Origin of the sequence: Vibrio sp. D3, assembly GCF_043995865.1 — a bacterium.
In the GTDB taxonomy this organism is placed as follows: domain Bacteria; phylum Pseudomonadota; class Gammaproteobacteria; order Enterobacterales; family Vibrionaceae; genus Vibrio; species Vibrio diabolicus.
The window spans coordinates 2,074,664-2,087,073 of the sequence record NZ_CP171887.1; the positions used below are offsets into that span (position 1 = coordinate 2,074,664).

9 protein-coding genes are annotated in these 12,410 nt (G+C 45.8%); 7 read left to right on the forward strand and 2 right to left on the reverse strand.

Going from position 1 to position 12,410, the window contains the following annotated elements; translation table 11 throughout:
- Positions 1-14 precede the first annotated feature (14 nt).
- From ACHFJ9_RS17575 to ACHFJ9_RS17605, 7 genes are all read left to right on the forward strand, one after another.
- Positions 15-3,107: a tetrathionate reductase subunit A gene (locus ACHFJ9_RS17575; protein ID WP_395355732.1), complete on the forward strand. Its 3,093-nt coding sequence runs from the start codon at positions 15-17 to the stop codon at positions 3,105-3,107.
- 209 nt (positions 3,108-3,316) lie between these two features.
- On the forward strand, positions 3,317-3,880 hold the full coding sequence (locus ACHFJ9_RS17580) for a cytochrome c (protein ID WP_371131104.1): 564 nt from the start codon (positions 3,317-3,319) through the stop codon (positions 3,878-3,880).
- Between the two features lie 8 nt (positions 3,881-3,888).
- Positions 3,889-4,941 carry a c-type cytochrome gene (locus ACHFJ9_RS17585; RefSeq protein ID WP_395355734.1) on the forward strand — a complete coding sequence of 351 codons (1,053 nt, stop codon included), beginning with the start codon at positions 3,889-3,891 and terminating at the stop codon, positions 4,939-4,941.
- Between the two features lie 304 nt (positions 4,942-5,245).
- Positions 5,246-6,577 carry a paraquat-inducible protein A gene (locus tag ACHFJ9_RS17590; protein WP_046874435.1) on the forward strand — a complete coding sequence of 444 codons (1,332 nt, stop codon included), beginning with the start codon at positions 5,246-5,248 and terminating at the stop codon, positions 6,575-6,577.
- Positions 6,570-8,216: an intermembrane transport protein PqiB gene (pqiB, locus tag ACHFJ9_RS17595; protein ID WP_395355736.1), complete on the forward strand. Its 1,647-nt coding sequence runs from the start codon at positions 6,570-6,572 to the stop codon at positions 8,214-8,216. The genes ACHFJ9_RS17590 and pqiB overlap by 8 nt, the downstream gene beginning before the upstream one ends.
- Entirely contained in the window at positions 8,216-8,794 is a 579-nt protein-coding gene (locus ACHFJ9_RS17600; RefSeq protein ID WP_226420942.1) for a membrane integrity-associated transporter subunit PqiC, read from the forward strand. The genes pqiB and ACHFJ9_RS17600 overlap by 1 nt, the downstream gene beginning before the upstream one ends.
- 208 nt (positions 8,795-9,002) lie before the next feature.
- Positions 9,003-9,242, forward strand: a complete 240-nt coding sequence (locus ACHFJ9_RS17605; protein ID WP_005397103.1) for a hypothetical protein — start codon at positions 9,003-9,005, stop codon at positions 9,240-9,242.
- A 65-nt stretch (positions 9,243-9,307) separates the two neighbouring features.
- Here ACHFJ9_RS17605 and ACHFJ9_RS17610 read toward each other — a convergent pair whose 3' ends face one another.
- Together ACHFJ9_RS17610 and pyrF are read right to left on the reverse strand one after the other, a co-directional pair.
- Positions 9,308-11,146 (reverse strand): extracellular solute-binding protein, encoded by a 1,839-nt coding sequence (locus ACHFJ9_RS17610; RefSeq protein WP_114323270.1) that lies wholly within the window; start codon positions 11,144-11,146, stop codon positions 9,308-9,310.
- A 497-nt stretch (positions 11,147-11,643) separates the two neighbouring features.
- Positions 11,644-12,345, reverse strand: coding sequence for an orotidine-5'-phosphate decarboxylase (pyrF, locus tag ACHFJ9_RS17615; RefSeq protein WP_005397105.1), 702 nt, complete (start codon positions 12,343-12,345; stop codon positions 11,644-11,646).
- Between the last annotated feature and the right edge of the window lie 65 nt (positions 12,346-12,410).

Genomic DNA, 12,410 nt, shown 5'->3' on the forward strand with positions numbered 1-12,410 from the left:
AAGAGGATTTCATCATGGATAACAAACGCCGTCAGTTTTTGAAATCAGGCATTGCAGTGGGTGGGCTTGGCGCATTCGCTGTGGGTTACGCTACCACAACCAAACATATGGTCGAAGGTGCGCTTGAAGGCACCGCAGGAGAAAAAACGCGTGATATTCACCACGGTAACTCGCTTGAACCAGAGTACACGGTCAACAGCAAAGGCAACCTGATCCCTAATCCAAACCAGCGTGTTGCACCATCGATGTGCTTTGGTTGTTGGTCACTGTGCGGGTTGCGTGTGCGCATTGATAACCGTAACGACGAGATTTTGCGCATCACTGGCAACCCATATCACCCACTCTCTCATCAACAACACATTCCATTCGAAACGCCCGTCAAAGATGCTTATTTAAGTTTGGCAGGAGAAGCGGGCCTTGAAGGTCGTTCAACAGCATGCGCACGTGGCAATGGGATGTTAGAAATTCGCAACAGCCCGTACCGCATCACTCAACCGCTAAAACGTGTGGGTAAACGTGGTGAAGGAAAATGGATTCCGATCAGCTACGAGCAATTGATAGAAGAAGTCGTAGAAGGTGGTGATTTATTTGGTGAAGGCCATGTTGAGGGCTTACGCGACATTCGCGATTTAACAACGCCCGTTGATCCTGAAAACCCAGAATATGGCCCGAAAGCCAACCAATTGTTAATGACCAACGCCGGTAACGAAGGCCGAGACGACATATTCAAACGCTTCGCGTTCAACAGCTATGGTACACGTAACTTTGGGCATCATGGCTCTTACTGCGGCTACGCATTTCGTGCTGGCAGCGGCGCATTTATGAATGATTTGGATAAATTTGCCCATTTAAAACCAGACTTCGATAATGCCGAATACATCATCTTTATTGGTATGTCGCCTGCTCAAGCTGGCAACCCTTTTAAGCGTCAGGCGCGCCAACTCGCCAATGCGCGAACAGAAGGCAGCTTGGAATACACCATCATCACACCAAGTTTGCCTGCGGGTTCATCGAGCTTGGCGGCAGGTGACAATAACCGCTGGATACCAATCAAACCGGGCACCGATTCTGCCCTCGTGCTTGGCATGATCCAATGGATCATCGAAAACCAACGCTACAACAAAACCTTCTTGGCGCAGCCGGGGGCGAATGCGATGAAACGTGCAGGCACAGCGCACTGGTGTAATGCTACGCATCTCGTGATAAGCGATGAGCAGCACCCGAGAAACGGCACGTTTTTACGCGCGTCGGATCTGAATCTGCCATTCGAGGGCGAAGCGTTGTCTGACTCCGATCCGTACGTCATCGTGGATGAGCAAAGTGGCCAATTTGGTGTTCATACTCAAGCTGAGGAAGCGGCACTGTTTGTCGATAAAACGGTTTCGCTTGCATCAGGCGAAGTGCGCGTAAAATCGTCTCTACAAAGACTCAAAGAAGAGGCGTTTAAATACAGCCTTGAGTTCTACAGCCAGCAATGTGGCATCCCTGTAGAGCAAATCGTCGAGCTAGCAAAGCGCTTTACCAGTCACGGAACAAAAGCGGTGGTCGATACCCACGGTGGCAACATGCACACCAATGGGTTCTATAACTCGTTTACCATCATGATGCTCAATGCGTTGATTGGTAATATAAACATGAAAGGCGGCGCGATGGCCAAAGCGGGTGGCTACCCAACTTCCGCTGCGGGTCCTCGTTACGACTTCACCAAATTTGCTGGCAAAGTCGGCCCGAAAGGCGTCTTTCTGTCGCGCAGTAAATTCCCCTACCACAAAACCAGCGAATACAAACATCGCGTTGAGGCAGGTGAATCCCCTTACCCAACTCGCGCCCCTTGGTATCCGTTTGCCGCGCCACTGCTGACAGAGCACCTATCTGCGGCTATTGATGGGTATCCATACCGCGTTAAAGCGTGGATCAACCATATGGCGAACCCAATGTATGGTGTACCCGGTTTAAAAACGCTGCTGGAAGACAAGCTTAAAGATCCAAAGCAGCTCGGTTTGATTGTGTCTGTTGATGCATTCATTAACGAAACCACCGCGTTGTCGGATTACATTGTGCCGGACACCGTGACTTACGAAAGCTGGGGCATGGCAACGCCTTGGCACGATGTTCCAGTGAAAACCGTCACCGCTCGTTGGCCGATAGTGGAAGCGCGAACAGAAAAAACCGCCGACGGTCGCTCGATTTGCTTAGAGAACTTTCTGATTGATGTCGCTAAAAAAATGCAACTGGGCGGTTTCGGTGACAACGCAATTCAAGATGCACAAGGCAACTGGCACGCTCTCCATCGCGCCGAAGATTTCTATTTGCGAGCTGCGGCAAACTTGGCTTATGTGAAAGGTGGCGTGCCTGAAGTTTCGGCAGAAGATATTGCGTGGTCAGGCTTAGAGCGTTTAATGCCAGCGATGCAAAGCACGCTAACAGCGGATGAGATGAAACGTGTGGCGTTTATTTTTGCTCGCGGTGGACGCTTTGAAAATGCCAGCGAAACCTATCAAGGTGAGCAGATGAAACACAAATGGACACGCCCTGTCGCGATTTGGAACGAGCGAGTCGGCAGCGCAAGAAACACCATGACCGGTGATTTCTACACGGGTTGCCCAACATGGCATCCACAAAAGCTGGCCGATGGCACACCAATGGAAGACCAGTACCCAAGCTCAGAATGGCCTTTCAGCCTGACGAACTTTAAATCCAACATTCACAGCGCGGTGTCCAACCTATCGCCAAGGTTGAACTCGATTAAAGGTGTGAACCCGGTGTACATTCATCCAATCGATGCCGAGCGTGCGGGCATTAAAACGGGTGATGAGTTTGTTATCGAGACTCCATCAGCAAGCACCAAAGCACTTGCGATGATAGTCAGCGGAATTCGCCCTGGCACACTCGGATTTGAACATGGGTTTGGCCATACTGAGTTAGGACAACGCTCGCACTGGATCGGCGATAAACAGCAACCCGTAAAAAAGCGCAGCCAAGATGGCGTCAACATTAATGACATTGGATTAATTGACCCAACCCGAGAAGGCAAAGGCGTCTTGTTAGATTGGGTGGTAGGAGCCGCGGCTCGCCAATCATTACCAGCCAAAATCCGCAAAGCTTAGTAGACAACCAAACCTGAAGAGCTGCCATTTAGCAGCTCTTCACATCCTCTAAATATGTGGAAATCCACAATACCTTTCCTTATTGACAAAGCCGACAATACAGCATCCAAGTCACTATCACAGTAGACATTTGGAGATATTAATAACAATTAAAGTGAGTCAGCATGTCAAAAATTCTTCCAGTGGTGGCCTGTTTTTTAGCAACCACTATGGGCGCAAGCGCCTCGTCTATTCCGGAAAAAGCCAGTGTATGTAGCGGTTGTCACGGCCAAGATGGCATGGGACAGCCAAATATCGCGCCGATGATCGCTGGTTTAAACGCGAATTATCTCAACACTCAAATCGAACTATTCCTTAGTGGCGAACGCCAAAATGTGGTCATGCAAGGCATGGCGAAAGAGCTTAGCGATCCTGCTGTTCGTAAAGAAGTCATGGATTACTTTGCTAATCTTCCAAGCTACGAGTTCACTAACCCAGAGCAACGCGGCGATCAAGCCGACATTCGTAACCCGTATCGTAAATTAATCTTCCAAGGTGATTGGGATAGAAACATTCCAGCTTGCGCGACTTGTCATGGAGCCAGCGGTATGGGCGTCGACAAGTTCCCTCGCCTCGCAAGCCAACATGCTGATTACTTAAAAACGCAATTGATGGCATGGAAAAACGGCACTCGCAGTGGTGACCCGCTCAATATGATGGGGACCATCGCAAAAAATCTCACTGACAAAGAGATCGAAAATCTTGCTTACTACTTTGCCTCATTACGTTACTAGGAGCAGTCATGAAACGTTTCTATTCTTTGTTCGCACTGCCTTTCATTTCTACGCTCGTATTAGCTAACGATCTGTTACCGGACCGCCAGAAAGAGCTACCTGCGATAGAAAAAGAAAATCACGGTGAATACTTAAAACCGCGTGATCTCAGCAAAATTCCAAACACCGCATTTGGTGAGCAAGTAAAACATGGTTATTCCCTATTTGTTAACTCGCAACAAATGCGCGGAAAATACGTTGGTAACGAACAAAACTGTGTGAATTGCCATATGGAAGCAGGACGAAAAGCCAATGCAGCACCGCTGTGGGCGGCTTACATGGCCTACCCGGCTTATCGCAAGAAAAACGATCGCGTAAACAGCTACGCAGACCGTATTCAAGGTTGCTTCGAATACTCCATGAACGGCAAAGCCCCCGCTTACGACTCACCCGAAATTGTTGCCCTCAGCGCTTACGCCTACTGGTTGGCGATGGGCGGCTTGCTCGACAAACATGGTATGACGGATGAACCAATTCCGGAGCTAGACGCAAAAGCGTTGCAAGTTGGTGGAAAAGCAAAAGACTTCCCGCTGCCAGAAGCCATCGCGCAAGCATTACCAATTGAAGAACGAGGTAATCTCTCTGGACGTGGCTACCCAAAAATCGCCGCCCCTGAGCAAGAACCATCACCAGAGCGAGGGGCATTAGTCTACGAAAAGAACTGCGAAACTTGCCATCGCGCCGACGGCTCGGGTATCAAAGGCACCGACGGCCATTCATACATTCCTCCGCTTTGGGGCGAATTTGCGTATAACTGGGGTGCAGGTATGCACCGGATTAACACCGCGGCCTATTTTATTTACGAAAACATGCCGCTTGGGAAAAGTGTCCAGTTAAGCAAACAAGAAGCGTGGGATGTCGCGGCATACGTCAATAGCCACGAGCGTCCACAAGATCCACGATTTAAAGGCAACGTGGCCGCAAACGCAGAGAGATATCACCAACATCAAGGCTATTACGGAAAAACAATTAGTGGAAAGCAAGTCGGATCGAATGCTTTCAAGAGCGGAACCATCGAGTAAAAACAACCGTTCATCTTAAATACCAGTGCTCCCACCTCCCTGCTCAGGTTCTCTGAGCAGGGGTGTTTTACTCTCCTGAAGCAATTCACTTACCCTCTCCAAACCAGCAACGTTAAGTGGTTTTCGGCTTCCAACATACCAATCTTCGCAGTAAAATAATGCGCCAAGCGCGACTTTGTTTATATCTTAGAGCTTCCATATACTATGATGCCAAAAGTAAGAAACTCGTAAACTCCTGAATCAAAACAAGCGTGCCTAATGAAAAAAGAGTATTCTTAGGACAAATGAATCCAAAACCTACCCGATGAGTATTCAACCTAATTCCCGTCAGTTAATTTCATGCGAAGAGTGCGGCCTTGTTGTTCGTATTCCCGATATCGATCAAGGGCAAAAAGCTCAATGTCCTCGATGCGCGCATTCTCTGACAAAAGTGAATGCTAAACCCTATCAAAGCGTGATCGCCATTTCATCGGCATGTTTGATCATGTTGGTGTTAAGCATTTCTTTCCCTTTTATGTCGTTCAGTGTGCAAGGGCTATCGCAAGAAATCACCTTATTGCATGCGGCCAAAATGCTGGCTGAATTTCAAAATGTACTTTTAGGTGTGTTGCTTCTCGCAACGGTCGTCGTATTGCCTGCTATCTATGTCGGTCTCATTCTCTTTCTTCATCTCGAAGCATTAAAAGCGCGTAAACATACGCCATCCAAAAAACAGCAACGAATGGCGAAAGTTTTATGTCGCCTTCTGTTTCGAGTCGAACCCTGGCTGATGGTCGATGTATTCTTGATTGGCGTATTAGTCAGCTTAATTAAAATCGCTTCTCTGGCAGACATTGGAATGGGGACTTCATTCTGGGCGTTCTGCGTTTATACCGTGCTGGTAGTCAAATGTATTTCTATGGTTGACAAAAGCTGGCTCTGGGGACACTTCATTCCAGCCATCGTGCTGCCCGATGTAAATGAGGGCGATACGCACCATAACCACAACCATATTGGTTGCCATACGTGTCACCAACTCAACCCAATTGAAGCGAAAAAGCACCAATACTGCATTCGTTGTAAAAGCCCTATTCATAAATACAACCCAGCAGATAATTTACAAAAAGCTTGGGCGCTTTTGTTTGCGTCAGTCATTTTCTATATACCCGCGAACCTTTATCCAATGATGTATACCGTAAGCCTTGGACATTCAGAAGGTTCAACTATCATGGAAGGGGTAATACTGCTTTGGCATTTAGGTTCTTACCCTATTGCGATGGTAATTTTCTTTGCTAGCGTATTCATTCCAATGGCGAAAATGCTGGCACTCGCGTGGCTGTATTACAATGCGCAAAAAGCGCGATATCTTCCTCCCAAAGAAAGTATTTCACGCTTAAAGATATACCGCTTAACTGAGTTTATTGGTCGTTGGTCCATGATCGATATCTTTGTCGTTGCCATCTTAGTTGCACTGGTTCAGTTGCAAAACTTAATGGCGATTTATCCAGGCCCTGCTGCGCTCTCTTTCGCGGCAGTGGTCATTTTCACTATGCTTTCTGCAATGATATTTGACTCACGTTTGTTGTGGCAGTTGCCACAAAACGAAGTGCAGGAGCCGATTTCTGACAACTTAAACGAGAAAGCCAAATATGAGTGATGAGAACAACGTAACCGCTCAAATAAAACCGCAAAAGCAGATTTCTGCTATCTGGATTGTCCCGATCCTTGCGCTAGCCATGGGAGCGTGGATGCTGTTCCAATACATCAACAGTACAGGCCCACAAATTACTCTCCAACTGCCAACCGCAGATGGGATTGAGGTTGGTAAAACCGAGATCCGAGCACTGAATGTTAAAGTCGGTCTGATTACCGAAGTCACTCTCAGTGAAAACTACGATCACATCATCGCTAAGGCGCAGATGAACAAAGATGCTGAACGCATGCTGCGTGACGATACCATGTTCTGGGTGGTGAAGCCGCGTATTGGTCGTGATGGTGTTTCAGGTTTAGAGACCTTGCTGTCTGGCGCTTATATCCAACTTCAGCCGGGTAAATCTAAAGTAGAAAAGGAGCACTTTACGGTATTAGATGTTCCACCAGTCGCTTCTCCTGATGCAGAAGGCCTGCGCCTTGTGTTAACACACCGCGAAGCCGGTAAACTAGGTATTGGTGATCCGGTTATTTATAAAGGCTTTACCGTTGGTCGTGTAGAGAAAACCAGCTTTGATGTTGATACTCGCAAGGCGCTGTATCAACTCTTTATTTTCAAACCTTATGACAGTTTAGTGCGCACTCGTACTAAGTTTTGGCTGAATTCTGGTATTGATTTACAGCTCAATGCCGAAGGGTTTGAAGTTAAGTTTGGCTCGCTAGAGAGCATGCTAACGGGTGGCGTTACCTTCGATACTGTTCCAGGTCTTGAGTCCGGTGAACCACTCACAGAAGACATGGTTAACTTCCGCTTGTACGATGATATTAAGCAGCTGAGAGAAGGCATGTACGATGACTACATTGAGTTCGTCATGTTATTTGATGAATCAGTACGTGGCTTAAAAGCGAATGCGCCTGTTGAGTACCGCGGTCTTCGTATCGGTACCGTGACGAGAGTACCGATGCGTTTACCAACACCAGAAGAAAACTTCTCTGCGAAAAAAATTCCTGTTTTGGTGCGCGTTGAGCTCGGTCGAGTGTACGGAGATTTAGAATCCCAATCTTTATCTATGTTCAAAGAGAAGTTGAAGGAAGAGTTTGCTCGCGGTCTCCGTGGCACCTTAAAGACTGGTAACTTGTTAACTGGCGCGCTTTATATTGATGCAGACTTTTATCCTAATGATGATCAGTACGTTCCAAGTGAATATGAAGGTTTAGATGTATTTCCAACCATGCGTGGTGGTTTTGCCCAAGTTCAGCGCCAAGTTAACGACTTCCTAAATAAGATTAATAGCTTACCAATGGAAGAAACGCTTAACTCTCTCAATTCAACGTTAAAAACGTCGGAAAAGACGTTGGCGTCAGCAGAACGTGTCGCGGACAGTATTGATAAACTTTTAAATCAAAAAGAGACGCAAGAGATCCCAACAGATATTCGCCAAAGCTTGCAGCAGTTGCAAAAAACACTCGATGGTTATGGACCAAACTCAACCATGTACAATGAAATGGAAGCCACGCTCAAAGAACTAGAAAGTGTGATGACAGAGTTTAAACCCGTACTTAAACAGCTAAACGAAAAGCCAAACTCTCTCGTGTTTGGAGAAGATGAAATCAGTGACCCAATCCCAGTTAAAGGCCAAAACTAATGAAACGAGTATTCTTTTTGTCTATCGCGCTATTTGTCGGTCTAACGGGTTGCAGTAGTGCTCCAGAAACTAAAGGGGCTTTGTACCTTCTACCTAAGGCGGAACCAGTGACGCTGAGCTCTTCTGATATCTCACAGCGCCCTACTTTAGTTGTTCGTCCAGTAAAACTGGCAAGTTATTTAAACGACAGTGGTATCGTTTACCGAACCTCTGAGACTCAAGTTATCCAGGCAAGAAACAATCAATGGGCGCATAGTATTTCCGAGCAAATCACTCAGAGAGTCGTCACAGAACTACGCCACAAACAGACTCATTACTGGCCGACTGAAATGAACAACCTGTTGGATCAAAATGGTGAAGCCAAACTACAGCTGACGTTAAATAAATTTAATGGTAGCTACAAAGGCAATATCGAAATTGAGGGTGAATGGTTACTCATCAATGCTGAAGGTAAGGTAGAAAACAGTGCACCAATACAAATCTCTCAGCCTCTAAAGGACGAAGGCTATGGAGCACTTGTCGACGCACTATCCGTCGGGTTGGAAGAACTGACTTCGGACATTGCCAAAAAAATCTAAGATCGATGTTAATTACGGGGAAGCAAGTCGCTTCCCTTTTTTGTACTGCAAGAAGTTTTTTCGATCGAAATAGATGTAGATAATCAAGCGAGACAAATTGATCTTAGTCAGACTGCAATCCGTTCTTTGGTGCTACTCTACGGCAAAATATAAAGCCCCATCCTATGACCTTATGTAGAGGTCTTGTTGATAAGGTTCTTGAGTAGCAATGTCGATTAACATTTCCGATTTAACCACCGCCCTAAATAAGGTGGAGCATATTCATAAAGTTCAGCTTGAAAATGTGCATCAGTTCTTTAAAGCAAACGAAGCTTTCTCGGTAAAAACGTTCAGCCAACTAATATCTAGTGACTCACTTGATGAGCGATTTAAAACCATCGACAAGGCCTTCTCTTTGCTTGGTGATGTGAAAACCTACCTTTTAGAAGCGTCTTACTTAGTTAAGTAAAAATAAAAAAGCCCCTGTAACTTAATTACCGGGGCTTTCATTTTTATCGCCGCTAAGTTGTGGAGTTACAACTTGTAGCGATCATCAATAACCGTTGTCTCTGGGAAGGTTTTACCCTCGTCCATCGCTTCCTCAGTCTCTTCTTTTACTTTGCTATCGATCCAGAAATTACCAATATCCATTGGATGAAGCACCCATTCTGTCGCTTTTGTCATGCCATCTTTAGGAATTTTAACCCAGCGCCAATGTGCAACTCGAGAATAAGGCACCATGTATCCAGGAACGATGATATTCGCTTTGCTGACATAGTTTTGGATTTGATGCGATAAATCGTAACGCTTCTCCTGATCAAACTCAGAGTCATAAGCTTCAATCAACTGGTCCAGCTCAGGGCTGCTGTAGTTGGTGTGGGCATTCGTTTGTGGTCGATTCGCATTATCCGAGTGTAGATATTCCCAATACGCAGGAATCTCACCAGAACCCATATTCAAGAACGCTAACTGATGCTTTTTCTCAAGAATGTATTTAAACGCAGATGAACCATCAACCAAGTTTAACGTGAACTCAAGACCTGCCAGTTTCGCTTGCTCTTTTAAGTACGCAATACGCGGTGTCCAAGAGTTGTATCCGTAGGTGATAGCAAAGCTCAAGCGTTGGCCCTTGTCATTGACACGAATACCATCTGCGCCAACTTTGTCAAAGCCCGCTTTTTCGAAATGTTTAACCGCCGCATCGGCATCAAACTTAGGCGGTGTATTGTTAGGATCATCGTATTCGCCATGACCAAAGCCGAGTCCATGTGGTTTACGTGAATAATCTCCACGCATGATATTTTCAATCATGCCGTCATAGTCAGTGGCTGCCATAACGCCTTTGCGCACTTCTAGGTTATCCAACATCGGCATCGCGGTGTTCATCCAAAGGCCACCAGCGCCTTGTGGTGCTTCGTTAAAGCCCCAGTACTTTTGGATATAGCCTTTTTTGTACACATCACTATCGGTTTTGTCATGCCAAAAGCTTGGTAGCACCATCTCAAAGTAGTCCAAGTTGCCTTTCTCAAAGTGCTTCATGGCAATATCAGGATCGCGAATCACCTTAATGCGGACTTTTTCTACGTTGTAACGGTTTTTATAGTAGCGGTTGTTATACCCCCACCAATCTTCGCCCACGTGTTTGAATGTCACGCTCTTACCTTTCTTCACTTTATCAATGTAGTAAGGCGCCGCAGTTGGCTCAGATTTAAAGTTGAACTTCCTGACGAAGTTATCAGGCATGCCATCGTTATTTGCGTCCTTTTCTCCTTCAAAGAAGTGTTCCGGACGAGGCTGAAAACCATTGCTCGGCATGTTAATCATAACCATGAGCGAGTCATGACTTTGAGCTACAGCAAGATTGACTTTGATCGTGTAGTCGTCAATTTTTTCAACACCAACAACGCTGTTCGTGAAGAAGTCGTTGTACCACGGGTCGATAATGTCTTTTGACGTGTAGTACTTCATCATAAAGACGTAATCATCTGCCGTAATTTTTTCACCATCTGACCACTCGGCCGTTTCATCAAGCTTAAAGAATACGGTTTTGTTGTCCTCTCCAAATGCCCATGACTTAGCAAGTTGGGGGATCCATTTACCAGTATTTGGATGACGCTGAGCAAGCTTTGGTGAACCATCCATTAAATATTGGCGCAAGCCGGAGTTCGCATCTGGACCAACACTTCGTAATGTCTGAGGAAAGCTCTGAATGTAAGTACGATAAGTACCACCTCGTACCGCTTCTTCAGAGGCGAACAGAGGTTCATTGTTATTTGAAATCCATTCTATATCAGCAGGTAGCTCTGCCGCACTCAGTTGAAAACTGGCAGCGGTCAGTGTTGCAAGTACTGAAAATGGCAGTTTTTTAGTCATGTTTCTTCCTTGTTGTGTTTGCGATTAAGGTCGTAGCAAGGAAGACGGAGTGTGAAAGCTGCAAATAGAAAATACGCAGATAGGAAATAATAGGAGCGTAATATGAAGTGACTTCCTGCCAGCTTCTATATTAATTTCAAAGAGTTTCACTAGGTCATCCTAGACCTTACAACGCAGTGAATGCATCTTCGCCATAGTATTCTTTAGGCTTTTGTAACGCAAGTCATCAATAATACATGGTCGCATTTTCTATACATCACAGTGAGTTATGTTACAAAAGTGTGATCGATATAGTACCAAGCCCTACTTTCCTCATAATAAACCGTAGAACCTTTATCCGAATAAGATCCCCCCTACACCAATTAAAGCAAGCAAGTAAGCGAGCAGATACAACTGGTAAAAATGAGCAGTTGCTTACTACGGTTGGTATTTTTATTAGATACAAAAAAGGTGAGGCATCACAGCCTCACCTTTCTTTATACAATACAAGACTGTGCTTACATACTAGACAAGCTATCATTGATCGATTTTAACACTGCAGCAGGATCCACAGCTTGAGTAATTGGACGCCCAATAACAAGATAGTCAGAGCCTGACTGAATAGCCTCTACTGGTGTCATGATACGGCGCTGGTCACCTTGCTCAGAGCCGGCAGGTCGGATTCCTGGTGTAACTAACTTAAAGTCTTGACCCAGTTCGCTCTTAAGCAATGAAGACTCTTGAGCTGAACATACAACACCATCTAAACCAGCGTTTTTGGTCAATGTCGCCAGACGAATAACTTGATCCTGAGGCGCAATGTTCAAACCAATACCCGCTAAATCACTTTGTTCCATACTGGTTAGTACCGTTACTCCAATCAGAAGTGGGCGATCTTTACCGTATGGCTCAAGAATTTCACGTGATGCCGTCATCATGCGCTCACCACCGCTCGCATGCACATTCACCATCCAAACCCCTAATTCTGCGGCTGCGCGGACCGCCTTAGAACACGTATTTGGAATATCGTGAAATTTCAAATCCAGGAAGACTGAAAAACCACGTTTGTGGAGTTCACGTACGAAATCAGGACCAAATAGCGTAAACATTTCCTTGCCAACTTTTAGGCGACATGACGCAGGATCAATTCTATCTACAAACGCAAGTGCGTCTGCTTGGTTATCATAATCCAGTGCGACAATAACTTTTTGGTCGATCATTTCATCTCCTAACTATTTTGGTTCTTATTAAATAAAAAGTTAAAAAAATGCAGCGGACAGAAACT

Bases quoted from the DNA above. Each gene is read 5' to 3' on its own strand.
- ACHFJ9_RS17605 (WP_005397103.1), top strand. From the start codon at position 9,003: ATGTCGATTAACATTTCCGATTTAACCACCGCCCTAAATAAGGTGGAG.
- ACHFJ9_RS17610 (WP_114323270.1), bottom strand. From the start codon at position 11,146: ATGACTAAAAAACTGCCATTTTCAGTACTTGCAACACTGACCGCTGCC.
- pyrF (WP_005397105.1), bottom strand. From the start codon at position 12,345: ATGATCGACCAAAAAGTTATTGTCGCACTGGATTATGATAACCAAGCA.
- pqiB (WP_395355736.1), top strand. From the start codon at position 6,570: ATGAGTGATGAGAACAACGTAACCGCTCAAATAAAACCGCAAAAGCAG.
- ACHFJ9_RS17590 (WP_046874435.1), top strand. From the start codon at position 5,246: ATGAGTATTCAACCTAATTCCCGTCAGTTAATTTCATGCGAAGAGTGC.
- ACHFJ9_RS17580 (WP_371131104.1), top strand. From the start codon at position 3,317: ATGGGCGCAAGCGCCTCGTCTATTCCGGAAAAAGCCAGTGTATGTAGC.
- ACHFJ9_RS17600 (WP_226420942.1), top strand. From the start codon at position 8,216: ATGAAACGAGTATTCTTTTTGTCTATCGCGCTATTTGTCGGTCTAACG.
- ACHFJ9_RS17575 (WP_395355732.1), top strand. From the start codon at position 15: ATGGATAACAAACGCCGTCAGTTTTTGAAATCAGGCATTGCAGTGGGT.
- ACHFJ9_RS17585 (WP_395355734.1), top strand. From the start codon at position 3,889: ATGAAACGTTTCTATTCTTTGTTCGCACTGCCTTTCATTTCTACGCTC.